23 protein-coding genes are annotated in these 24,335 nt (G+C 54.9%); 18 read left to right on the top strand and 5 right to left on the bottom strand.

Annotation, left to right across the window (positions count from 1 at the left end; translation table 11 throughout):
* Nucleotides 1-3: 3 nt before the first annotated feature.
* The 10 genes from ACIPUG_RS14580 to ACIPUG_RS14535 all read left to right on the top strand — a co-directional run bounded on the left by ACIPUG_RS14580 (nucleotide 4) and on the right by ACIPUG_RS14535 (nucleotide 9,184).
* Nucleotides 4-189 (top strand): lipoprotein, encoded by a 186-nt coding sequence (locus tag ACIPUG_RS14580; RefSeq protein WP_014916929.1) that lies wholly within the window; start codon nucleotides 4-6, stop codon nucleotides 187-189.
* A 77-nt stretch (nucleotides 190-266) separates the two neighbouring features.
* Nucleotides 267-1,091, top strand: coding sequence for a diaminopimelate epimerase (gene dapF / locus ACIPUG_RS14575; RefSeq protein WP_400338936.1), 825 nt, complete (start codon nucleotides 267-269; stop codon nucleotides 1,089-1,091).
* Nucleotides 1,088-1,792 (top strand): DUF484 domain-containing protein, encoded by a 705-nt coding sequence (locus ACIPUG_RS14570; RefSeq protein ID WP_320722127.1) that lies wholly within the window; start codon nucleotides 1,088-1,090, stop codon nucleotides 1,790-1,792. Before dapF ends, ACIPUG_RS14570 begins: the two co-directional genes overlap by 4 nt.
* On the top strand, nucleotides 1,789-2,724 hold the full coding sequence (xerC, locus tag ACIPUG_RS14565) for a tyrosine recombinase XerC (RefSeq protein WP_400338933.1): 936 nt from the start codon (nucleotides 1,789-1,791) through the stop codon (nucleotides 2,722-2,724). The genes ACIPUG_RS14570 and xerC overlap by 4 nt, the downstream gene beginning before the upstream one ends.
* Nucleotides 2,724-3,440 (top strand): 5-amino-6-(5-phospho-D-ribitylamino)uracil phosphatase YigB, encoded by a 717-nt coding sequence (gene yigB, locus ACIPUG_RS14560; RefSeq protein WP_180774907.1) that lies wholly within the window; start codon nucleotides 2,724-2,726, stop codon nucleotides 3,438-3,440. The genes xerC and yigB overlap by 1 nt, the downstream gene beginning before the upstream one ends.
* Nucleotides 3,441-3,520: 80 nt before the next feature.
* Complete coding sequence (gene uvrD, locus ACIPUG_RS14555) at nucleotides 3,521-5,683, top strand: DNA helicase II (protein WP_180787102.1); 2,163 nt, start codon at nucleotides 3,521-3,523, stop codon at nucleotides 5,681-5,683.
* A gap of 144 nt (nucleotides 5,684-5,827) precedes the next feature.
* Nucleotides 5,828-6,574, top strand: coding sequence for a cyclase family protein (locus ACIPUG_RS14550; protein WP_039286217.1), 747 nt, complete (start codon nucleotides 5,828-5,830; stop codon nucleotides 6,572-6,574).
* Nucleotides 6,575-6,761: 187 nt separating this feature from the next.
* Complete coding sequence (ysgD, locus tag ACIPUG_RS14545; RefSeq protein WP_349814568.1) at nucleotides 6,762-6,818, top strand: YsgD/CorL family protein; 57 nt, start codon at nucleotides 6,762-6,764, stop codon at nucleotides 6,816-6,818.
* A gap of 166 nt (nucleotides 6,819-6,984) precedes the next feature.
* On the top strand, nucleotides 6,985-7,935 hold the full coding sequence (corA, locus tag ACIPUG_RS14540; protein ID WP_010284904.1) for a magnesium/cobalt transporter CorA: 951 nt from the start codon (nucleotides 6,985-6,987) through the stop codon (nucleotides 7,933-7,935).
* Between the two features lie 190 nt (nucleotides 7,936-8,125).
* Entirely contained in the window at nucleotides 8,126-9,184 is a 1,059-nt protein-coding gene (locus ACIPUG_RS14535) for an AbrB family transcriptional regulator (protein WP_014916922.1), read from the top strand.
* Here the strand turns inward: ACIPUG_RS14535 and rarD are convergent.
* Both rarD and ACIPUG_RS14525 read right to left on the bottom strand, forming a co-directional pair.
* Nucleotides 9,150-10,079, bottom strand: coding sequence for an EamA family transporter RarD (gene rarD / locus ACIPUG_RS14530; protein WP_014916921.1), 930 nt, complete (start codon nucleotides 10,077-10,079; stop codon nucleotides 9,150-9,152). The genes ACIPUG_RS14535 and rarD overlap by 35 nt on opposite strands.
* A 102-nt stretch (nucleotides 10,080-10,181) precedes the next feature.
* Nucleotides 10,182-10,670 carry a thioesterase family protein gene (locus ACIPUG_RS14525; RefSeq protein ID WP_014916920.1) on the bottom strand — a complete coding sequence of 163 codons (489 nt, stop codon included), beginning with the start codon at nucleotides 10,668-10,670 and terminating at the stop codon, nucleotides 10,182-10,184.
* Between the two features lie 273 nt (nucleotides 10,671-10,943).
* Between ACIPUG_RS14525 and pldA the strand changes: the two genes are divergently transcribed.
* From pldA to rhtC, 3 genes are all read left to right on the top strand, one after another.
* Entirely contained in the window at nucleotides 10,944-11,816 is an 873-nt protein-coding gene (gene pldA, locus ACIPUG_RS14520) for a phospholipase A (protein WP_039504628.1), read from the top strand.
* A gap of 133 nt (nucleotides 11,817-11,949) precedes the next feature.
* Nucleotides 11,950-13,776 (top strand): ATP-dependent DNA helicase RecQ, encoded by a 1,827-nt coding sequence (recQ, locus tag ACIPUG_RS14515; RefSeq protein ID WP_010284890.1) that lies wholly within the window; start codon nucleotides 11,950-11,952, stop codon nucleotides 13,774-13,776.
* A gap of 42 nt (nucleotides 13,777-13,818) precedes the next feature.
* Nucleotides 13,819-14,442 (top strand): threonine export protein RhtC, encoded by a 624-nt coding sequence (gene rhtC, locus ACIPUG_RS14510; protein WP_010284889.1) that lies wholly within the window; start codon nucleotides 13,819-13,821, stop codon nucleotides 14,440-14,442.
* An 89-nt stretch (nucleotides 14,443-14,531) separates the two neighbouring features.
* Here rhtC and rhtB read toward each other — a convergent pair whose 3' ends face one another.
* Nucleotides 14,532-15,152, bottom strand: a complete 621-nt coding sequence (gene rhtB / locus ACIPUG_RS14505; protein ID WP_039277662.1) for a homoserine/homoserine lactone efflux protein — start codon at nucleotides 15,150-15,152, stop codon at nucleotides 14,532-14,534.
* Nucleotides 15,153-15,282: 130 nt separating this feature from the next.
* On the opposite strand from rhtB, the gene pldB reads away from it, so the two are divergent.
* Entirely contained in the window at nucleotides 15,283-16,320 is a 1,038-nt protein-coding gene (pldB, locus tag ACIPUG_RS14500) for a lysophospholipase L2 (RefSeq protein WP_400338928.1), read from the top strand.
* Nucleotides 16,321-16,422: 102 nt separating this feature from the next.
* A complete protein-coding gene (gene yigL, locus ACIPUG_RS14495) occupies nucleotides 16,423-17,223 on the top strand; it encodes a sugar/pyridoxal phosphate phosphatase YigL (protein WP_010294521.1) in 801 nt (266 codons plus the stop codon).
* Between the two features lie 80 nt (nucleotides 17,224-17,303).
* Here yigL and glpQ read toward each other — a convergent pair whose 3' ends face one another.
* Complete coding sequence (gene glpQ, locus ACIPUG_RS14490; RefSeq protein ID WP_400338925.1) at nucleotides 17,304-18,371, bottom strand: glycerophosphodiester phosphodiesterase; 1,068 nt, start codon at nucleotides 18,369-18,371, stop codon at nucleotides 17,304-17,306.
* A gap of 75 nt (nucleotides 18,372-18,446) precedes the next feature.
* Complete coding sequence (gene glpT, locus ACIPUG_RS14485) at nucleotides 18,447-19,796, bottom strand: glycerol-3-phosphate transporter (RefSeq protein WP_400338922.1); 1,350 nt, start codon at nucleotides 19,794-19,796, stop codon at nucleotides 18,447-18,449.
* A 311-nt stretch (nucleotides 19,797-20,107) separates the two neighbouring features.
* On the opposite strand from glpT, the gene glpA reads away from it, so the two are divergent.
* From glpA to glpC, 3 genes are read left to right on the top strand one after another with little or no spacing between them, the layout of a single operon-like run.
* Nucleotides 20,108-21,778, top strand: coding sequence for an anaerobic glycerol-3-phosphate dehydrogenase subunit A (glpA, locus tag ACIPUG_RS14480; RefSeq protein ID WP_400338919.1), 1,671 nt, complete (start codon nucleotides 20,108-20,110; stop codon nucleotides 21,776-21,778).
* Entirely contained in the window at nucleotides 21,768-23,030 is a 1,263-nt protein-coding gene (gene glpB, locus ACIPUG_RS14475) for a glycerol-3-phosphate dehydrogenase subunit GlpB (RefSeq protein ID WP_014916911.1), read from the top strand. The genes glpA and glpB overlap by 11 nt, the downstream gene beginning before the upstream one ends.
* Complete coding sequence (gene glpC, locus ACIPUG_RS14470; RefSeq protein WP_400338917.1) at nucleotides 23,027-24,238, top strand: anaerobic glycerol-3-phosphate dehydrogenase subunit GlpC; 1,212 nt, start codon at nucleotides 23,027-23,029, stop codon at nucleotides 24,236-24,238. The genes glpB and glpC overlap by 4 nt, the downstream gene beginning before the upstream one ends.
* Nucleotides 24,239-24,335: the final 97 nt, after the last annotated feature.

Here is a 24,335-nt window from a genome sequence, read left to right as displayed (position 1 = left end):
TTAATGACAGGTCTTAACGTGATGAAGAACGTATTTCGCCAGCTTTTTCTGGTGTTAGCCGTAGTGAGTTTATTTGGTTGTGGTCTGAAAGGGCCGCTTTATATGCCTGCCGATGGCAAATCCGGTGCTTCAACGACTCAGCAAAATGAGAACCAGCCGCCGCAAAAGAAAGCATCAGTACGTCCTTAATGCGTGACGGTAATAATAAATAACAGGTCACGTAGATGTTTATCGCGCCCGGTTAAGCAAGCGGGGGAGTCAGGATAATGCAGTTCGCTAAGATGCACGGGTTAGGCAACGATTTCATGGTTGTTGATGCCGTTACGCAAAACGTTTATTTTTCACCCGAATTGATTCGCCGTTTGGCGGATCGACACTGTGGTGTAGGGTTTGACCAATTGCTGGTCGTTGAACCGCCCTACGATCCTGAACTGGATTTTCATTACCGCATTTTTAACGCGGATGGCAGCGAAGTGGCGCAGTGCGGCAATGGCGCGCGCTGCTTTGCTCGTTTTGTTCGCCTGAAAGGGCTGACCAACAAGCGTGATATTGCCGTCAGTACGCAGACTGGCCGGATGGTGCTGTCGGTGACCGATGACGAACTGGTACGCGTCAATATGGGCGAACCCAATTTCGAGCCGCAACAGGTGCCTTTCCGCGCGGTCAAAGCGGAGAAAACCTACATCATGCGTGCCGACGAACATACGGTGCTGTGTGGCGTGGTGTCGATGGGCAACCCGCACTGTGTGATTCAGGTTGAGGATGTGGACACGGCGAAGGTGGACACGCTGGGGCCGCTGCTGGAAAGCCACGAGCGTTTTCCCGAACGTGCCAACATCGGTTTTATGCAAGTGGTTGATGGCCACACTGTCCGACTGCGGGTGTACGAACGCGGTGCGGGAGAAACGCAGGCGTGCGGTAGCGGCGCGTGTGCTGCTGTGGCGGTAGGGATCCTGCAGGGATTATTGTCCGCGAACGTTCGCGTATCGCTGCCGGGCGGGGAGTTGGATATCCAGTGGGATGGGCCGGGACATCCGTTATTCATGACCGGGCCTGCAACGCATGTCTACGATGGATTTATTCATTTATGAAGAATGTCGAGGAACAGGCAGAGCGCGAGATCGCACTCAGTGACGAGATGGTTTTGCAGTTCCTGCAACAGAATCCCGATTTTTTTATCCGCAATGCGCGTCCCGTCGAGCAGATGCGCATTCCTCACCCCGTCAGGGGAACCGTGTCGCTGGTGGAATGGCAGTTGGCACGTCAGCGTAACCACATTACTCAGCTTGAGGAAGAAATCACGCTGTTGATGGAACAGGCGGGGGCGAACGAAGTGCTGTTCAATCGCCTGCTTGGGTTACAAACTGAATTAGCGTCGGCGGATAGCCTGACCGACATGTTGGATCGCTTGCAGCGCTGGGCGCGTCAGCTTGGTCTGGCGGGCGCAACGGTGCGTCTGTTCAGTGATAAATGGCGCCTTGGCGCGCCGTCTGGTTTTACCCACCTTGAGCTAAACCGCTCCACCTTTGAGCCGCTGCGCATTCAGCGCTTCGGACAACATAACCACTATCTTGGCAGTCTGAACGGGCCGGAGCTGTTGCTTCTGCTGCCACAGGCCAGACAGGTTGGGTCGGTCGCGCTATCGCTGATGGGAAATCATCACGATTTGGGCGTGCTGATTTTCAGCAGCCGCGACAGCCACCATTATCAGGATGGCATGGGAACCGTGCTGCTTCAGCAAATGGCCATGATGCTGCCAGCGATGCTGACGCGCTGGGTTGAGCGGGCATGAGCCGGCAGCCTGCGCCATCGGAGGCTCCTTCCTCTTCGCCGTTACAAGCTGATGTTGATGCGTTCCTGCGCTATCTGAAAGTAGAGCGTCAGCTAAGCCCGTTGACGCAGACCAGCTATTTACGCCAACTGTCCGCGGTTATCACGATACTCTCTGCGGCGGGTGTGGCTGACTGGCGCAAGTTGGACGCCTCTGGCGTGCGTTCCGTGGTGTCCCGCAGTAAGCGCGATGGGCTGCATTCCAGTAGCCTGGCGCTCCGTTTATCGGCACTGCGCAGTTTTCTCGACTGGATGGTGTCACGCGGCGTGCTGGTGGCGAACCCCGCTAAAGGGGTCTCAGCACCGCGAGCCGGGCGTCCATTACCCAAGAATATGGATGTGGATGAGACGAATCGCCTGCTGGAAATCGATTTGGACGATCCCCTTGCGGTGCGCGACCGCACGATGCTGGAAGTGATGTACGGCGCGGGGCTGCGTTTGGCTGAGCTGGTTGGCATGGATTATCAGCATATTGATTTGGCCAGCGGTGAAATCTGGGTCATGGGGAAAGGCAGTAAAGAGCGCAAATTGCCGATAGGAAAAACGGCGGTAACCTGGCTGGAACGCTGGCTGGCGCTGCGTGAACGGTTTGGCCCTCAGGATGATGCCGTGTTTATCTCCAATCAGGGGCGACGTATTTCGATGCGCAACGTGCAGAAGCGTTTTGCCGAATGGGGGATTAAGCAGGGCGTGAATAGTCATGTCCATCCGCACAAACTGCGTCACTCCTTTGCGACGCACATGCTGGAATCCAGCGGTGATTTACGCGCGGTACAAGAGCTGCTTGGCCACGCTAACCTGACCACGACGCAGATTTACACCCATCTTGATTTTCAACATTTAGCCTCCGTGTACGATGCCGCGCATCCACGCGCCAAACGAGGGAAACCCTGATGCATTTTTACCGATCTCTTGGCCCGATCCGGGCGATCACGTTCGATCTGGATGACACGCTGTACGACAACGCGGACGTCATTCGGCGCACGGGGCAAGAGTCAATCCACTTTCTACAACAGTACCATCCTGCACTTCGTGATTTTCAGGCCGATGACTTTCAGAACTTACGCCAGACCTTGCTTGAGCGCGAACCGGACATCTATCACGACGTGACCGAATGGCGTCGCCGTGCGGCTGAACTGGCGATGTTAGAGCGCGGCCTGAGCGCGGCAGAGGCTAAGGATGGCGCAAAAGCGGCAATGGAAAACTTTGCCCACTGGCGCAGCCAGATTACGATCACCGAAGAGACGCACCAGACGCTGGCGGCGTTAGCCGAGAAAGTGCCGCTGGCCGCCATCACAAACGGTAACGCTGAGCCGCACCGCTTTGGCCTCGATCGCTATTTCTCGTTTATCCTGCGCGCTGGCCCGCATGGTCGCGCCAAGCCGTTTGACGATATGTACCATCTGGCAGCGCAAAAGCTTAATTTGCCTGTGCATGAGATTTTGCATGTCGGTGACGATCTCACGACCGATGTGGCGGGGTCGATCCGCTGCGGTATGCAGGCCTGTTGGATTAACCTGCGTGAAGGCAACCTGACGCAGATTGGCGACGCCCGGCTGCTGCCGCATATTGAAATTTCGCGGTTGGCATCGCTGTCGGCATTGCTATAATCACTGCATTAATCTGTATAAATCACCAGTGGAAACGCCCTTGTCGATGCGGTGTTTCCCTCACCGGATAACCCGTACCTATGGACGTTTCTGATCTGCTCGATGGCCTCAACGACAAACAGCGTGACGCGGTAGCCGCGCCGCGCAGCAATTTATTGGTGCTGGCGGGGGCAGGCAGCGGCAAAACTCGGGTACTGGTTCATCGCATTGCCTGGCTCTTGTCCGTCGAAAACTGTTCGCCGTATTCCATTATGGCGGTGACGTTTACCAACAAAGCAGCGGCGGAGATGCGCCATCGTATCGATCATCTGATCGGCACCAGCCAGGGCGGCATGTGGATTGGCACTTTCCACGGGCTGGCACACCGCCTGCTGCGTGCGCACCATATGGATGCCAATCTGCCGCAGGATTTCCAGATTCTGGACAGCGAAGATCAGCTGCGTCTGCTGAAACGTCTGATTCGGGCTCTGAATCTGGATGAGAAGCAGTGGCCGCCGCGTCAGGCGATGTGGTTCATCAACGGAAAGAAAGATGAGGGGCTGCGCCCGCAGCACATTGAAAGCTACGGCAACCCTATCGAACAAACGTGGCAGCGCGTGTATCAGGCTTATCAGGAAGCGTGCGATCGTGCCGGGCTGGTGGATTTTGCCGAGCTGCTGTTACGTGCGCATGAACTGTGGCTGAACAAGCCGCATGTGCTGAACCACTATCGCGAACGGTTTACCAACATTCTGGTGGACGAATTCCAGGACACCAACCGCATTCAGTACGCCTGGATTCGTATGCTGGCGGGCGACAGCGCCAAGGTGATGATCGTCGGGGATGACGATCAGTCGATTTACGGCTGGCGCGGTGCGCAGGTCGAAAATATTCAGCTGTTCCTGAAAGATTTCGCCGGTGCAGAAACGATCCGTCTGGAGCAGAACTACCGCTCGACCAGCAACATCCTGAAAGCGGCGAATGCGCTGATCGCGCATAACGGCGGGCGGCTCGGAAAAAACCTGTGGACCGATGGTGTAGAAGGCGAGCCTATCTCGCTGTATTGCGCGTTCAACGAATTGGATGAGGCGCGCTACGTCGTTAATCGGATTAAAACCTGGCATGAAAATGGCGGTTCGCTGAAAGATAACGCCATTCTGTATCGGAGTAACGCCCAGTCGCGCGTGCTGGAAGAGGCGCTGTTGCAGCAGAGTATGCCGTACCGCATCTACGGCGGCATGCGCTTCTTCGAACGTCAGGAAATTAAAGATGCACTGTCTTATCTGCGCCTAATCGCTAATCGTAACGATGATGCGGCGTTCGAGCGTGTGGTGAATACGCCGACGCGCGGCATTGGCGATCGCACGCTGGACGTGGTGCGCCAGACGGCGCGCGATCGTCAGCTGACGCTGTGGCAATCCACGCGGGCGCTGTTGCAGGAGAAAGTGCTGGCTGGGCGGGCGGCGGCATCGCTGCAACGCTTTATCGAGCTGATCGATGCGCTGGCCTATGAAACCTCTGAGCTGCCATTGCATATTCAAACCGACCGGGCGATTAAGGATTCCGGCCTGTGGAGCATGTACGAACAGGAAAAAGGCGAGAAAGGGCAGGCGCGGGTAGAAAACCTGGAAGAACTGGTGACGGCGACGCGCCAGTTCAGCTATCAGGAAGAAGATCAGGATTTGATGCCGCTTCAGGCCTTCCTGTCGCATGCCGCGCTGGAAGCAGGAGAAGGTCAGGCGGATGCCAATCAGGATGCGGTTCAGCTTATGACGCTGCACTCGGCGAAAGGGCTGGAGTTCCCGCAGGTGTTTATCGTCGGTATGGAAGAAGGGATGTTCCCTAGCCAGATGTCGCTGGATGAAGGCGGACGTCTGGAAGAAGAGCGTCGTCTGGCTTATGTCGGCGTCACGCGCGCGATGGAAAAGCTGACGATAACCTACGCGGAATCCCGCCGTTTATACGGCAAAGAAGCTTATCACCGGCCTTCCCGGTTTGTCGGCGAGCTGCCGGAAGAGTGTGTTGAAGAAGTACGGTTACGCGCCAGCGTCTCCCGTCCGGTTAATCATCAGCGTCTCGGCACGCCGATAACGCAAAACGACAGCGGCTACAAATTAGGGCAGCGGGTTCGCCATGCGAAATTCGGCGAAGGTACGATCGTGAATCTGGAAGGCAGCGGCGATCACGCCCGTCTTCAGGTCGCGTTTCAAGGGCAAGGTATTAAATGGCTGGTCGCTGCTTATGCCAGGCTGGAAACGGTGTGATCGTCACAATGCTGCTTGAAGTATGACGGGGTTATATAACTTATAAAAACCCTGTCTTAGTCTTTATCGTCATTTTCGACAATGCTAGGTGGCCTGCCGCGTATCCATGGATGTGTGGTATCACAATAAAAAAGGAGCATGCCCATGACGCTAGACCAGATTATTGCCGAGTTACAGAAGAAGAAATGGGTCGATCTCACGCATACGGTGACGGAGTCGATTCCTATTTTTAGCGCGTTTGAAGGTGTGTTGCAGCGTAAGACCTTATTCAACGTTGAAGATCACGGGTTCTATGCGCAGGCCGTGACGTTTGCGACACAGACGGGGACACATATTGATGCGCCGGGGCATTTTGTCGCGGGTAAGCGATATCTGGATCGTATTGATAATAAAGAGCTATTGCTGCCGCTGGTGGTACTCCACAAGCAAGACGCCGTCGCGAACGATCCCGACTACCGCCTGTCGGTTGACGACATTCTGGCGTTTGAGCGTGAACACGGGGAAATCCCGTCAGGCAGTTTTGTCGCGTTTGCCAGCGGCTGGAGCACGCGCTGGCCTGATCTTGATGCCTTCGCCAATAAAGATGAAGAGGGCAACAGCCATACGCCGGGGTGGTCGCTTGAGGCGCTGACGTTCCTGTTTGAAGAGCGCGGCATTAGTGCGGTTGGGCATGAAACGCTGGATACGGATTCCGCTGCGGATTTCCGTCGCAACAACGGGCTGATTGGCGAGTTCTTCGTGCTGAACCAAAATGCCTGGCAGGTTGAGGTGCTGAATAACCTGCATCAGCTGCCGTCTACCGGCGCTTATATTCACGTCAGCTACCCTAATTTCGCTGGTGCGCCCGGCTTCCCCGTCCGTGCTATCGCCTATTTACCAGACCACGCTTAACCGATAAACGCGGTTCTTTTTTACTCTGAGGACTGCGTTTTTTACCCTTTTCCGCGCCGAATTTATTGGATAAACCTTATCCATTTGACCAATCTTTTACAGCGTGTTTCAGCCGCGGTTTTAAAGTTGAAGTCTTTTTCATCTCGGCGTAACATGCGCGCATCATTATTCTCGGAGGACTAACGCCTTGGACACACCCAGTCGATACTGGCTCACTAACCTGTTCATTAGGTACAACTTCTAAGGCTATCTTCCTCTGCTGATAGCCTTCGTGGTTGTCAGCGACGCTGTTTTTGTCGCTACGAGTCAGATCCGTCGAACGGACTGAAACCTGCTGGTGACACCTCACCTTTGTTTCTGTGCTTCAATCGCGTTGTCCATCTCTGCTACTGAAAGGGGAGCTATGGCCCATGCTGAGCGCATTTAAACTGGATAACTGCCGTTTATCTCGTCTGGAACTGGATGACTCCGATGATCTCACCACGTCAGTTTGGGTCGATTTGATCGAGCCGGAAGACGATGAGCGTGAAAAAGTACAAAACGAACTGGGACAAAGCCTGGCAACCCGCCCGGAACTGGAAGACATTGAAGCGTCGGCTCGTTTTTTTGAAGATGAAGACGGCCTGCACATTCACTCCTTTTTCTTTTTTGAAGATGCTGACGATCACGCCGGTAACTCGACCGTGGCGTTTACTATTCGTGATGGTCGTCTGTACACCTTGCGCGAGCGTGAGCTGCCTGCATTCCGCCTGTATCGCATGCGTGCCCGTAACCAAACGCTGGTGGACGGCAATGCTTACGAACTGCTGCTCGACCTCTTTGAGACCAAAATTGAGCAACTGGCGGACGAGATCGAGAACATCTACAGCGATCTGGAATCGCTGAGCCGCATCATTATGGAAGGGCGTCAGGGTGAAGAGTACGACGACGCGCTGTCCACGCTGGCGGAGCTGGAAGACGTGGGCTGGAAAGTGCGCCTGTGTCTGATGGATACCCAACGTGCGCTGAACTTCCTGGTGCGTAAAGCCCGCTTGCCATCCGGCCAGTTGGAGCAGGCGCGCGAAATTTTACGCGATATCGAATCTCTGCTGCCGCACAACGAATCCCTGTTCCAGAAGGTTAACTTCCTGATGCAGGCGGCGATGGGCTTCATCAATATCGAACAAAGCCGAATTATCAAGATCTTCTCGGTCGTTTCCGTGGTGTTCCTGCCGCCGACGCTGGTGGCATCCAGCTACGGGATGAACTTTGAGTTTATGCCAGAGCTGAGATGGTCGTTTGGCTATCCGGGTGCGATTGTGCTGATGATTCTCGCCGGACTGGCACCGTACCTCTATTTCAAACGTAAGAACTGGCTCTAAGTTTTTACCGATGCGCCTGATGGGGTTTAACCGTCAGGCGCGTTAAAACGCCTTTCTCTATACTTGTCGTTCCCCGACTCACTCTTCCTGTTTATTCTTCCGCGTCTGTTCATTCTCCGGCCATCTTGTTTAGAATGGCGGACAGTCTTTCTGTTCTTACTTTCTATCCTTAAAAAAACAGGTCGTGTGCATGAAAGGGATATCTCCTTGGATGCAATGGGGAATATTGCTGTCGGTGTCATTATCCCTTGGGTTTGGGCTACAGATTTACCACGTTCCCGCCGCGCTGTTGCTGGGGCCGATGATGGTCGGCGTCGTCATGGGGTTAAACGGTGCGACGATTCGCATCCCACCCGTCTGCTTTGCGGGCAGCAATGCCGTTCTGGGCTGTCTGGTCGCACAAAGCCTGTCGTTTTCTATCCTGAAACCGCTGATGAGTGAATGGCCGCTGGTGCTGTTCATTCTGCTGGCGACGCTGGTTGCCAGCGGGCTATCCGGCTGGCTGCTGGTCAAATTTAGCGAACTGCCCGGCACGACCGGAACCTGGGGCGCATCGCCGGGCGGTGCGTCGGCAATGGTCGCGATGGCCGGGGAGTTTGGCGCGGACGTACGGCTGGTCGCCTTCATGCAATATTTACGCGTGCTGATGGTCACCGCGTCGGCGGCGTTTGTCGCGCGCCTGAGTTTGGGTGATGAAGCGGCGGAAAACAGCGCGATGCTGGTCTGGTTTCCCGCACTGGACTGGCGCTTTCTGGCGACGCTTTGCGTGGCGTTTGGCAGCGCCTGGCTGGGAAGACGTCTACGCATTCCATCCGGGGCGCTGTTAGGGCCGATGATTATCGGCTCGATGCTGCATGCCAGCGGCACCTTGCATCTGCAAACCCCAGAATGGCTGTTGGCGCTGGCCTATGCCTTTATCGGATGGAGTGTGGGTTTATGTTTCACCCGCCCGATCTTTTTGCTGGCTATACGCACGCTGCCGCACATGATGGCGTCGATAGTGGGATTGATGCTGCTGTGCGGTGGAATGGCGTGGATGGTGACGAAAATGATGCCGGTGGATATGCTGACCGCCTTTCTGGCGACCAGCCCCGGCGGGCTGGATTCGATTGCGATTATTGCCGCAGGCAGTCGGGTCGATATGGCGTTTGTGATCGCCATGCAGACGCTGCGGCTGTTTTCGACGCTGCTGTTCAGCCCGATCTTATCGCGCTTTATTTCCCGTCGTGTTGAGGCTGGGAAACTGTAGCTGGCGTGCGGCGTAGCTTACGCTGCGTATAAAGCGCATCCAGAATAAACAGCGCCAGCGCACCCCAGATGAAGGCGAAAGTAATCAGTTTGTCGCTGCTGAATGTTTCACCGTAGAACACCACTGCCAGTATAAACATGATGGTAGGGCCGAGATACTGGAAGAAGCCGAGCGTCGATAGGCGCAGGCGCATCGCCGCGGCGGTGAAAAACAGCAGCGGCACCGTGGTGACGATACCCGCCGAGAGCAGCAGCAGGTTCAGCGACCAGGGATTGGCTGTCAGATGGCTGCTTGGCGTGTCGGCAATAAAAAACAGATAAATGACCGCGACCGGCAGCAGCCACAGCGTTTCGATCAGCATGCCAGTTTGCCCGTCGATACCAATCTTCTTACGCAGCAGACCGTATAACGCGAAGCTGAAGGCCAGCCCGAGCGCGATAACCGGCAGCGAGCCAAACGTCCACAGCTGAACCAGTACGCCGGTCACGGCGAGCAACACGGCCAACCATTGCAGGCGGCGAAAGCGTTCGCCCAGAAAGATCATGCCTAACATGACGTTAACCAGCGGGTTGATGAAATACCCCAGGCTGGCTTCTAGCATGTGATGGTTGTTGACCGCCCAGATGTACAACAGCCAGTTTCCGCCGATAAGCACCGCCGTTAATGCCAACAGAAACAGATGCTTGACGTTACGGCAGGCAAGGCTCACCTGACGCCATTTCCGGCCAATGGTCAGCAGGAGCAGCATAAAGAAGAATGACCAGATAATACGGTGCGTTAGTATTTCATTGGGCGGAACGTGCTCAAGCAGCTTGAAGTAAACGGGAGCAATTCCCCAAATAAAATACGCACCGAGGGCGAAAAAGATCCCCTCACGGGTTTGTTGCGCGTTCATGGGTGACTCGATAAGGACGGCGGGAAAACGCTAAGTCTACCCAAAACTGTGAGCGCTTTCACGTAAAGTGTTAATGACAATCCCGTTTGCCCACGAGAAAGGCTACCCGACAATATAGGTTGCGGTAGCGCTGGCCAAATGCGAACCCTGTTCGTTATGCAATTCGGCACGGGCGACGGCGATTTTATTGCCGCCGCGCAGCAGCGTGCTGGTAATGGTGAAGTGTTCTCCATAGCCCGGCCGCAGATAATCTACCCGCATATCAATCGTTCCCATGCGGGCGAGGCGGTGATGAAATTCCTGATCGCTGATCGTCTCATGGCGCAGCAGCGTGTTGCCAACGCAAACCAATCCGGCGGCAACGTCCAGCCCGGCAGCAATCACGCCGCCATGCAGGATTTTTTGTGCTGCATTGCCGATGAGCTTATCTTGCCGAGTGAACGTCAGGACGGCTTTGTCGGCTTCAAACTGCTGTAGTTCAAGACCGAGTTCGATGTTGAATGGCATCTTGTAAATGAAGATCTCGCCAACGAGCTGGCGCACGGTATCTCTGGTTAATGTCGTTCCCTGAAATGAGGGGTGGTTAGCCATCGTTGTTTTCCGTCCGAGCAATAAGAGGTAAACATTAAATGTAGGTGATTTGATGCGATAAGGTTATGCAAGTGTTTATTTTATGCATTGATTTTGTTTCTTGCCAGAAAAGGCCGAGAAACGGGAGAACGATAATTCAAACGTCGCTGAACTGTGTAGAATGGCGGGCTTGAGTGGGGAAGGCTTATCACTATTTAGATAAATGAGTTTATTTAGATAAAAGATTTTATTTGGATAAAAGAATGCTGGAGAAAAACATGTCGGAGAAAATGAATGCATAAAATCGGATTCGTACTGGCAGCATTACTGATAGCACAGGCCCATGCTGAAACAACAACAAACGTAAACGAGCCTGCGCCAAATCAACCTGCGGTACGTGGCAGCATTATTGCCAGCTTGTTAGAAGAGCACAACACCCCGTTTGTTCTCTATCCTTACGAGAGCAACTACATACTGTATACCTATACCAGCAACATCAATAAAACGGCGATACAGAGCTATAACTGGGGCGATGAAGCACGTAAAGATGAAGTGCATTACCAGTTGAGTCTGGGGTTCCCGATCTGGCGTGGCATTCTGGGTGATAACTCGTTGCTGGGGGCGTCCTATACGCAGCGCTCATGGTGGCAGTTGTCTAATAAGAGTGAGTCTTCTCCGTTCCGTGAAACCGATTATGAGCCACAGGTCTTTTTGGGCTGGGCAACGAACTACACCTTCGCGGGCTGGACGCTGCGGGATGTGGAAATGGGCTTTAACCACCAGTCTAACGGCCGTTCCGAACCGACGTCGCGCAGTTGGAACCGTGCCTATGCCCGCCTGATGGCGCAGAACGGCAACTGGCAGGTTGATGTGAAGCCGTGGGTGCGTTTCTCCGACAGTCAGGATGACAATCCAGATATCACCAAATACATGGGCCATTATCGCTTGCGCGTCGGCTATGTGTGGGGCGACAGCGTGTTTAGCGCAGAAGGGCGCTATAACTGGAACAGCGGCTACGGTGGCGGTGAATTGGGCTGGAGCTACCCGCTGACGCGTCATGTCCGTTTCTACACCAAGGTGTTTAGCGGCTACGGCGAATCCCTGATTGACTACAACCACCGTCAGACCCGCTTTGGCGTTGGCGTCACGCTGAACGACATGTTCTAACGGCCATGTTTTAGCGACAGGGGTTTTCGCGATTACCGCTTTAGCCCCTGTTGTTTTACCAAACTAACGATTGCAGTTTTACCCAACGGCGCTGAAAATAGCGCCTGTTTGATTTCATTGAATTGGGGAAGGCGTGTCTACGGCGGAAGTATTGAATAAGGAAGCGCTGGCGGTTCAGGTTCTGCGGGACACGTTCGGCTACCAGCAATTCCGACCGGGTCAGCAGGAAATTATCAGCGCGACGCTCAGTGGGCAGGACTGTCTGGTTATCATGCCGACAGGCGGCGGCAAATCGCTGTGCTATCAAATCCCTGCGCTGGTGATGGACGGGCTGACGCTGGTGGTGTCCCCGTTGATTTCACTGATGAAAGATCAGGTCGATCAGCTGCAGGCCTACGGTGTTTCGGCAGCCTGCCTGAATTCGACACAGACGCGCGAGCAGCAGCTTGAGGTGATGGCCGGTTGTCGTACGGGTCAGATCAAGCTGCTTTATATTGCGCCTGAACGCCTGACGACGGACAGTTTCCTCGATCATCTCGCCCACTGGCAGATCGCTCTGATCGCGGTGGATGAAGCGCACTGTATTTCCCAATGGGGGCACGATTTCCGCCCTGAATACCGGGCGCTGGGGCAGATTAAACAGCGTTTCCCGCATCTTCCTTTTATCGCGCTGACCGCTACGGCTGACGAGACCACGCGGAACGATATCGTTCGCCTGTTGGATCTTCAGTCACCGCTGATTCAGATCAGCAGTTTTGACCGTCCAAATATTCGCTACACGCTGGTGGAGAAGTTCAAACCGCTCGACCAGCTCTGGATGTTCGTGCAGGGGCAGCGTGGAAAAAGCGGTATCATTTACTGCAACAGCCGCTCCCGCGTGGAAGATATTTGTGCACGGTTGCAGGCCCGTGGGTTGAGCGCAGGGGCTTATCACGCTGGATTGGATAACGAACGGCGTGCACAGGTGCAGGAAGCGTTCCTGCGTGACGATCTTCAGGTGGTCGTCGCGACTGTGGCGTTTGGTATGGGCATCAACAAGCCTAACGTGCGGTTCGTGGTGCATTTTGATATTCCGCGCAACATCGAATCCTACTATCAGGAAACGGGGCGAGCTGGGCGTGATGGCCTCGCTGCCGAAGCTGCGCTGTTCTACGATCCGGCGGATATGGCGTGGCTGCGCCGCTGTCTGGAAGAAAAACCGGCTGGGCCGCAGTTGGATATCGAGCGTCATAAGCTCAATGCGATGGGCGCGTTTGCCGAAGCGCAGACCTGCCGCCGTCTGGTGTTGCTGAATTATTTCGGTGAAGGACGCCAAGAAGCCTGCGGCAACTGCGATATTTGTCTCGATCCGCCGAAGCGCTATGACGGGCTGGTCGAAGCGCAAAAGGCGCTCTCCTGCGTATACCGCGTTGGGCAGCGCTTTGGTTTAGGGTATGTCGTCGAAGTGCTGCGCGGGGCGAATAACCAACGTATCCGTGACTTCGGCCATGACAAACTGCCGGTTTACGGTATTGGTAAAGATAAATCGCAGGAGCATTGGGTCAGCGTGCTGCGCCAGTTGATTCATCTGGGCTTGCTGAACCAGAACATCACAATGCATTCCGCCGTACAGCTTACCGAATCTGCGCGCCCCGTGTTACGGGGGGAAATGCCGCTACAGCTGGCCGTGCCGCGTGTGATTAACCTGAAGCCGCGCGCCAATCAAAAATCTTACGGCGGAAATTACGACCGCAAACTGTTTGCCAAATTGCGCAAACTGCGTAAATCCATCGCGGATGAAGACAATATTCCGCCTTACGTGGTGTTCAGTGATGCCACGCTGCTGGAGATGGCTGAACTGATGCCGATCACCGCGGGTGAATTGCTGAATATCAACGGGGTTGGACACCGTAAACTCGAACGTTTCGGTGCGCCTTTCATGAACATGATTCGCGATCATGTCGATAATGATGACGAGTAACGCTCGCCTTATCTGATTGCATTTAAAAACAGGAAAACCAAGATGCTGATGCTATTTCTGACGGTGGCGCTGGTGCATTTCATTGCACTAATGAGCCCGGGACCGGATTTCTTTTTTGTTTCACAAACCGCGGCCAGCCGTTCCCGCCGTGAAGCGATGATGGGTGTGCTGGGTATTTCTCTGGGTGTGGTGGTCTGGGCGGCTATCGCGCTGCTGGGGCTGCACCTGCTGTTGCAAAAAATGGCCTGGCTGCATACGGCCATTACCGTCGGCGGCGGGCTGTACCTGTGCTGGATGGGCTGGCAGATGCTGCGTTCTGCTCGGCGTAAAGCACAGCTGGAAACCACGCAGGAAACGGCGGTGGTACTGCCTCAGCGTGGTAAAACCTTCATGCGTGGACTATTGACGAATCTGGCGAATCCGAAGGCGCTGATCTATTTCGGTAGCGTGTTCTCGCTGTTTGTCGGCGACAGCGTCGGTAGCGGCGCTCGCTGGGGGCTGTTTGCGCTGATCTCGATTGAAACGCTGATCTGGTTCAGCCTGGTCGCGATGGTTTTCGCCCTACCGGCAATGCGTCGTGGCTATCAGCGTCTGGCGAAATGGGTGGATGGTGTGGCGGGTGTGCTGTTTACCGGGTTCGGCCTGCACCTGATTTTCTCTCGCTAATCTTTCCCTGCGAGAATATCCCTCTAAGAGCATTTGCTTTCGAGAAAAAAACAGCGCGCTGTACTCTGATACGACGCGCTGTCTTTTAATCAGGCCTTTCTCGCCGTAGCGAGTAACGCGCCGACCAGAACAAACAGTGAACCGAATATCCGGTTGAGCGTCTTCATCTGCCGTGGACCTTTCAGCCATCCGGCGATACGCGTGGCTAGCGTGGCGTAGCCAATCATCACGATGATATCGACCACCACGGTGGTGATACCTAGCACCAGATACTGTGCAGTCTGCGGCTGGTGGGGAATAATGAACTGCGGGAACAGCGCCGCCAGAAACACGATGCTTTTCGGGTTGGTCAGATTCACCAGCACCGCACGTTTAAAGAGCCGACGACGCGGCATCGCGCTGGCGATCGCCTGAAGGTCCAGTGCGCCTGCGGCGCGCCACTGCTGAATACCCAGCCAAATCAGATACGCCGCGCCCAGCCATTTCAGCATATCGAAAGCCAGTACCGACTGATTAAGCAGCGCGCCTAACCCAATGCCGACCAGCACGATATGAATCGCCAGCCCGACCTGTAAACCACAAATTGAGGCCGCTGCGCCGCGATAGCCGTGGCTAATGCCGGTACTCATGGTGTTGATGGCACCCGAGCCGGGCGACAGGCTGAGAATAAGCGTTGTGAGTAAATAGGTTAACCACCAATCCAATGTCATGAAGCATGCCCCTGAATCACGTTCTGTATTACGAGAGTCTGTCTGTTTTTTATGTCACAATACGCTGGTGCTCCACTGCTTGTCATGTTCTTCCGCTAGCTTTGTTTTCCCGCGTCACCGGAGAGGTGTGATGATTCGACGCCACAATACGTTGTTTACGTCGGAACGGTTAACGCCTGAAGGGTTAACCTCGAACCTGTTAACGCGAGAAGCGCAGTTTGCCGCTTTTGCTACCGGAGAATTACTGGATTTCTGGCGTCAGCGCGAAGAGGGCGAATTCTCCGGCGTTGATGATGTACCGATCCGGTTTGTTCGCTTTACCGCACCCCAACACGATAAGATTGTCGTTGTCTTCTCAGGCCGTATCGAAAGCTATGTCAAATATAGCGAAGTCGCTTATGACCTCTTTCATAGCGGTTATGATGTGCTCATCATGGATCACCGTGGGCAAGGGCGCTCGGGTCGCGTGTTGCAAGACGGACACCGTGGACACGTTGTGCGCTTCAGTGATTATGTCGATGATGCTGAAACGCTGTGCCAGCAGCATATTGGCCCGAAGCACTATACCCGCCGGTTTGCCTTAGCGCATTCGATGGGTGGCGCGATTCTGGCACAGCTGCTGATTCGCCAACCTGAGACGTTTGATGCCGTAGCGCTGTGCGCGCCGATGTTTGGCATTCATTTACCGCTTCCTCATTGCGTTGTCGGATGGATCGTCGATTGGGCGGAGCGTCGCCCAGCAATACGTGATTATTACGCCATCGGCACCGGACAGTGGCGGCCGTTGCCCTATCGGATGAATGTGCTGACACACAGCCGTGAGCGTTACCAGCGCAGCATTCGATTTTATGCGGACTCACCGGATTTGCGCATCGGCGGCCCGACCTATCATTGGGTGCGTGAGGCGATACAGGCGGGAAAACAGCTACTGGCACAGGCTAGCGCTGTCACCACGCCGCTTCTGCTGCTACAGGCGGGAGAGGAACGCGTGGTGGATAACCGCAGCCAGAATGCGTTTTGTCAGGTGCTGGCACAGAACGGTAACGCTAACTCAAACGGCGTGTTGCAGGTTATCCCCGGTGCGCGGCATGAAATTCTCTTTGAAACGGATAACCTCCGCGCTCGGGCATTTGCGCTGATTTTGGCGCACTTTGCGCGTTATCATTAATTTTAGACTGTTGGCACGCCGTTCAACGGACGCCGCCAGCAACCTCGTTAATTTTTTGCGGCGCGTGCCGCCACAACACACCAGAAGTGAGATCTCATCGCTATGTACCATGTCGTTGCTTCCGATTTAGATGGCACACTGCTGTCACCTGACCACTCGTTGTCCCCGTATGCGAAAGAAACCCTCAGGCTGCTGACGGAAAAAGGGATTCACTTTGTGTTTGCTACCGGACGGCATCACATGGATGTCGCGCAGATCCGCGATAACCTCGGCATCAGCGCATTTATGATTACCTCGAATGGCGCGCGCGTGCACAACTCGCAGGGCGAGCTGATTTTCAGCCACAACCTGGATCAGGACATTGCCCGTGACCTTTACAGCGTCGTACACAATAACCCCGATATGCTGACGCACGTTTACCGCGATGATGAGTGGTTTATGAACCGTCCACGCGCGGAAGAAGAGCGCTTCTTCAAAGAGTCGATCTTTAAATACAAGCTGTTTGAACCTGCATTGCTCGAAACCGATGGCGTCAGCAAGGTGTTCTTTACCTGTGATTCCCATGAACAGTTGTTGCCGCTGGAAGAAGCGATCAATGCGCGCTGGGGCGACCGCGTCAACGTGAGCTTTTCGACGCTTACCTGTCTGGAAGTGATGGCGGGCGGTGTGTCTAAAGGCCATGCGCTGGAGCAGGTGGCGAAGATTATCGGCTTCTCGCTCAAAGAGTGTGTGGCGTTTGGTGATGGAATGAACGACTACGAAATGCTGTCGATGGCGGGTAAAGGCTGCGTGATGCAGAACGCGCATCAGCGCCTGAAAGATATGCTGCCGGATCGCGAAGTGATTGGGTCTAACGCGGACAGCGCGGTGCCGAATTACCTGCGGGAACTGTTTCTGAAGTAAGCCGTCTGTTTCTGAAGTAAGTCGTATAGTATCGACCGACGCATCATCGGGCACGCGGTGCCCGATGGCAATGCTGAGTCTCAGCGCGGTTTTTTCAGGAAATCGACCGCTTTGTCGGGAAAATCGGTGAACAGCCCGTCAACATCCGCCTGATAGTAGAGAATATCGTAGAGCCGATCGATATCGCTGGCGTACGCCGGTAGCCTGTCAGCTCTTGCCGTAAACGGGTGTACCTGAAGTTTATGCTGGTGGGCTTCCTTCACCATATCGGTAAAGGTGATCTTATCAGGTGTCGCCCCTTTCTGGACGAGCATGTGATAGTCCGGGCCGATACCATCGGCATAGGTCGCAATTTGCTGCATCGCGCCGGGCTTTTGCATCCAGTCGTAGTTGTAATTCACCCACGTCCCATCGGCCTGTTTCTCGTAGGTTTCATGCCAGTCGGTATAGGCAATCAACTGAATCAGGTTCAGATCCATCTTCATCTGCGGCTGCAATTCGGTTTTGATGCGCTTTAGCTCTGCGACATCAAACGATTGCAGGAAGACCTTATCGCTTTTTTTCGTATAGCCATACTGCTTCAACACGGCCAGCGTTTCGCGCGCGATGTCTTTCCCTTCCTGATGGTGAAACCACGGTGCTTTGATTTCGGGGTAGAGTCCGATGTTCTTGCCGGTCGAGTGGTTCAGACCCTGAATAAATTCAATTTCTTCCTGAAAGGTATGAATACGGAAGTCGGATTTCCACATCGGAAAACGGTTCGGGTAGCTCTGGACCTGCTTGCCGTCTTTGATGTCGAATCCTTCGGTGAACTTCAGCGACTTGATCTCTTTTAGCGTGAAGTCGATAGCGTAAAAGCGTCCATCTTTACGGGCGCGTTGTGGAAAACGTTCTGCCACGTCGGTCACGCGATCCAGATAGTGATCGTGCAACACAATGAGCGCGTTATCTTTGGTGAGCACCAGATCCTGCTCCAGATAATCGGCACCCTGAGCGTAGGCCATCGCCTTTGCCGGAAGCGTATGCTCGGGCAGATAGCCGCTGGCACCGCGGTGGGCAATAACGATTTTGTCGGTTGATGAAGCGAAAGCACTAAAGGAAACGGAGAGTGCGAGGGCGGAGAGTAGAGATGTTACGGTAACGTTCATGCGATCAAACCTCTTTCTGTTGAGAGAAAGGCGGCGTCGTTATGACGCCGCCAGAGGGATGCTTACAAGAGCGGGTTAGGCGCGACTGGCTAACTCTGCTTTATGCTTTTTCTCATTCAGCATAACAATAACCAGCAGAAGTACCGCCAGAATGCTGCCGCCGATCATGACCATGAAGCCGCCGTCCCAACCGAAGAAGTCAACGGTGTAGCCGACGATGGCGCTAGCGGCAACGGAACCGCCGAGGTAACCGAACAGGCCGGTGAAGCCCGCTGCAGTACCCGCTGCTTTTTTCGGTGCCAGTTCCAATGCATGCAGACCAATCAGCATGACCGGACCGTAAATCAGGAAGCCGATGACGATCATACAGGCCATGTCCACACCCGGGTTACCGGCTGGGTTCATCCAGTAAACGATGGTTGCTATTGTCACCAGCGTCATGAAGAACACGCCTGTCGCACCACGGTTGCCTTTGAAGACCTTGTCGGACATCCAGCCGCACAGCAGCGTGCCCGGAATCCCTGCGTATTCGTAGAAGAAATAGGCCCAGGAAGACTTATCCAGTGCGAAGTGTTTAACTTCTTTCAGGTAGGTCGGTGACCAGTCGAGGATACCGTAACGCAGCAGATAAACGAAGACGTTGGCGATCGCGATGTACCACAGCAGTTTGTTCGGGAAAACGTACTGCATGAAGATCTGCTTAGCCGTCAGTTCTTCTTCCGCTTTTTCATTGTAATCAACCGGATAATCGTTTTTGTACTCTTCAATCGGTGGCAGACCACAGGATTGCGGTGTGTCACGCATCAGTGCAAAAGCGATCATGGCAATCAGAATGGCGGCGAAGGCCGGCATGTAGAGTGCTGCTTTCCAGTCGTTGAACCAGGCCATACCCAGCAGGAACAGCAGAGGAGGAATACCACCACCGACGTTATGAGCACAGTTCCATACGGACACGATGCCACCACGTTCTTTCTGTGACCACCAGTGAACCATCGTACGTCCACACGGCGGCCAGCCCATACCCTGGAACCATCCGCACAGGAACAGCAGGACGAACATAATCGCAATGCTGGACGTTGCCCACGGCACGAAGCCCATGAACAGCATGACCGCACCTGACAGAATCAGACCCGCAGGCAGGAACACGCGCGGGTTAGAACGGTCGGATATCGATCCCATGATGAATTTGGAAAAGCCGTAGGCAATAGAGATACCTGACAGTGCAAAACCGAGGTCACCGCGTGAGAAGCCCTGTTCAATCAGGTAAGGCATGGCCAGTGCGAAGTTTTTACGCACCAGATAGTAGGCGGCGTAGCCAAAAAAGATCCCCATGAAAATCTGCCAGCGCAGGCGGCGATAGAGCGGATCAACGTGTTCTTGCGACACGCGCGGCTGGTGGGCGGCGGGCCTAAAAATACTCAGCATAGATATCTCCAATGCGAAAAAAAACGATAGCTTTTTTGTTCTATTACGAACGTTATTGTAAGGGGATAGCGTGCAAATGAGTGTGATTCATGACGCTGATGTTACACTTTTATGAAACTGTGACGATTTTTGCGCTCATGTTAACAGAATCGGAAAATTCCACAGTGCGGTTTTAGTGACCTAAATCACACTTATTGTTTTTAAACCCCGCTTTATTTTCGTTTAGTGTTCGTTTTTGCTCTTTATCAAACATTAACCCTTCTTTCTGTGTCCCAATAGCAACATGTAGACCATCCGCCTGGAGCGAGAACATGAAGCAAAATACGGGGAACTGGCGTGAAACTGACGTGGTTGTCATCGGCGGTGGTGCAACGGGAGCAGGAACGGCACGGGATTGTGCCCTGCGTGGACTGCGCTGCCTGCTGCTTGAACGTTATGACATTGCGACCGGCGCAACCGGGCGTAATCACGGCTTATTACACAGCGGGGCCCGCTATGCAGTAACCGATGGCGAGTCTGCCCGCGAATGTATTGAAGAAAACCAGATTCTCCGGCGGATTGCTCGCCACTGTATTGAGCCTACTGACGGTCTGTTTATCACCTTGCCCGAAGACGATCTCGGTTGGCAGGCTCAGTTTATTACCGCCTGTCAGCAGGCGGGGATTAGCGCACAGGCGTTGGACCCGCGGGAAGCGTTACGACTGGAACCGGCAGCAAATCCGACGCTGATTGGCGCGGTGCGCGTGCCGGATGGTTCGGTCGATCCTTTTCGCCTGACGGCGGCCAACATGATTGATGCCTGCGAGCACGGTGCGGAAGTGCTGACCTATCACGAGGTCATCGGGCTGATTCGCAAGGGCGATCGTATTACCGGCGTGCGCGTTTTCGACCATAAAAAAGGTGTAGAAACAGAAATCTACGCACAGGTGGTGGTCAACGCGGGCGGTATTTGGGGGCAACACATTGCGGAATATGCCGATCTGCGCGTGCGGATGTTCCCGGCAAAAGGTGCGCTGTTGATTCTTGGGCATCGCATCAACAACATGGTGATCAACCGCTGTCGTAAACCGGCGGATGCCGACATTCTGGTGCCGGGCGATACCATTTCGCTGATTGGCACCACCTCAACCCACATCGATTACGATCAAATCGACAATATGCTGGTGACGCCTGCCGAGGTGGAAACGCTGATGCGGGAAGGGTCGATGCTGGCGCCGACGTTGGCGAGCACGCGAATTTTGCGCGCCTATGCCGGCGTCCGACCGCTGGTTGCCAGCGATAGCGACCCGAGCGGGCGTAGCGTAAGCCGCGGCATTGTCTTGCTCGACCATGCCAGCCGCGACGGGCTGGAAGGATTTATTACCATCACCGGCGGCAAGCTGATGACCTACCGCCTGATGGCGGAGTGGGTGACTGACGCTATTTGCAAAAAGCTGGGTCATGACGTGGCCTGCTCGACAGCACATACGCCGCTGCCCGGTTCTGAATTGCTGGAGGAGGTGAAGTCCGCTCCTCACCCCCTGTCTGCTTACCCTGCAGCAAAACCGCTCTCTGCGCCACTGCGCGGTTCGGCGATTTATCGCCACGGTGAACGTGCCGGAAGAATGCTGTCCGGTGAACGTCTGGACCGCAGTCTGGTGTGCGAATGTGAGGCGGTGACGGCGGGGGAAGTGCGCTACGCCGTGGAATCGTTACAGGTGAATAACCTGATTGATTTACGTCGGCGCACCCGCGTGGGTATGGGCACCTGTCAGGGTGAACTCTGTGCCTGTCGTGCGGCGGGTCTGCTGTGCCGTCTGGGCACCGCGACGCCGGAGCAATCGCTCACGCAGCTCAGCCAGTTTTTGAACGAACGCTGGAAAGGTATTCGCCCGATTGCGTGGGGCAATGCGCTGCGCGAAAGCGAGTTTACCAGCTGGATTTATCAGGGATTGTGCGGCCTGACGGCCAGCGACAGTCAGGAGGATCGTCATGCGCTATGACGTTGTGATTATCGGTGGCGGACTGGCGGGATTGACCTGCGGTATTCGCCTGGCGGAGCAGGGAAAACGCTGTGCGATTGTTAGCGCGGGACAGAATGCGCTGCATTTTTCTTCCGGTGCGCTGGATTTACTCTCCCATCTTCCTGACGGGCAGCCCGTGAGCCAGCCGCTCGATGCGCTGGATGAACTGGCGCATCAGGCTCCTCACCACCCTTATTCCCGCATGGGCGCGGCGGCAGTGGCGGCGCTGTTGCCACAGGCCGAGGCGCTGTTGGAACGCAGCAATATCACCCTGCAGGGCAATCATCAGCAAAACCACTGGCGCATGACGCCGCTAGGTAAGTTTCGCGCCTGCTGGCTGAGCCCGGTCGATGGCGTCACGCGTGGTTTGCCGGATTCCCGCTTTGGCGATAATCCGCTGATTGCGGGTATCGAAGGCTTTCTGGATTTTCAGTCCCGTATTGTGGCCGGTACGCTTCAGACGCAGGGGATCGCGGCCCGCAGTGATGAACTCAAGCTGCCCGTGCTGGATCGATTGCGTCAGAACCCCAGCGAATTCCGCGCGGTTAATATCGCCCGTGTGCTCGACCGACCGGAAAATCGCTCGGCGCTGCTGGAGGAATTGTCGCTTCTGGCTAACGGTAACGATGCCATCATCATGCCAGCCTGTCTGGGCTTGGACAGCCCTGAAATCATCAATGAACTTGCTGATGCGTTAGGTAAACCGGTGCTGCTGTTGCCGACATTGCCGCCGTCATTGCTCGGGTTACGCTTGCATCAGGCGCTGTCGCAGCGCTTTCGCCAACTGGGTGGGATGGTGATGCCGGGAGATCGTGCGGTGCGCGCCTCGCTGTCTCCGCAGGAGATTGCGATCCATAGCCACCATCATCGCGATATTCCGTTGCGGGCGAAGCATGCGGTGCTGGCGAGCGGCAGCTTTTTCAGTAATGGGCTGGTGACGCAGTTTGATCGGGTGACCGAACCGGTCTTTGGGCTGGACGTTCGATTCGCTGACCAGCGCGAGGGCTGGAGCCAGCAGGATGTGTTTGCGCCACAGCCTTATCTGCAATTTGGCGCAATTGTCGATGAATACCTGCATCCGTGCATTGGGGGCGAAACGGTCAACAACCTGTACGCGATTGGCGCGGTGCTGGAAGGCTTCGACCCGATTGTACAGGGATGTGGAGCGGGGGTTTCCTTGCTCAGCGCACTTCATGTTGCCGAACAGATTTTGAAGGAGGGCAACCCATGAGCCTGCTTAGCGATAACAGTTTTGAAGATTGCATTAAGTGTACGGTCTGTACCACGTACTGTCCGGTTTCACGCGTGAACCCACTTTATCCCGGCCCGAAACAGGCCGGGCCGGACGGCGAACGCCTGCGGCGCAAAGATCCGGCGCTGTATGATGATGCGCTGAAATACTGCACCAACTGCAAACGTTGTGAGGTCGCGTGCCCGTCGGATGTCAAGATTGGTGACATTATTCAGCGTGCAAAGGGGACGCACAGCACCCACAAGCCGACGCTGCGCGATGCGATTCTGAGTCATACCGATCTCATGGGGTCGATTGCCACGCCGTTTGCGCTGCTGGTGAATACGGCGACCAGCCTGAAACCCGTGCGCCAACTGCTGGATAAGGCGTTGAAAATCGACCATCGTCGCCAGTTGCCGAAATATTCATTCGGCACCTTCCGGCGCTGGTATCGCCAACAGGCAGCAAAGCAACAGGCTTATGATGAGCAGATCGCCTACTTTCACGGCTGCTATGTGAACTACAACCATCCACAGCTGGGTAAAGATCTGGTTCAGGTCTTCAACGCGATGGGCATTGGCGTCCAGTTACTGAATAAAGAGAAGTGCTGCGGCGTGCCGCTAATTGCCAATGGTTTTCACGACAAGGCCAGAAAGCAGGCACATGCGAATATCAAATCGCTGGATGAGGCAATCAATCAGAAATCCCTGCCGGTAGTCGCGACGTCATCCAGCTGTACGTTCACGCTGCGGGACGAATATCCGCATTTGCTGGGGGTGGATAACGGCCATGTGCGCGATGGTGTCGAACTGGTGACGCGCCAGCTCTACCGCCTGCTGGAAGAAGAAGGTCGCACGCTGCCGCTGGGTAAATTGCCGCTGCGGGTGGCGTATCACACGCCCTGCCATCTGGAGAGGATGGGCTGGACGGCGTATACCCTGGCGCTGCTGCAACGCATCCCCGGCCTTGAGCTGGTGATGCTGGATTCCCAGTGCTGCGGTATTGCGGGCACCTATGGCTTCAAGAAAGAGAATTACGCCACGTCGCAAGGCATTGGCGCACCGCTGTTCCAGCAGATTGAAGAGAGCGGCGTTGATATCGTAGTAACGGACTGCGAAACCTGTAAATGGCAGATTGAGATGTCGACCAGCAAACGGTGTGAGCACCCGATCACCCTGTTGGCGAGGTCACTGGCGCAGCCAGAGTAACAAACAGAAGGGGAGCAAAACGGGCTGTCACTCAGCTCGTATTGAGAATAAGAATTTATCGCAAAAAGCACTTTACAAGTGCGAATGATAATGATTA

The organism is Pectobacterium sp. CHL-2024, from assembly GCF_044751765.1.
GTDB classification, from domain to species: domain Bacteria; phylum Pseudomonadota; class Gammaproteobacteria; order Enterobacterales; family Enterobacteriaceae; genus Pectobacterium; species Pectobacterium brasiliense.
The sequence above is the reverse complement of the archived record's forward strand: the minus strand, read 5'-3'. Positions and strand labels throughout refer to the sequence as shown.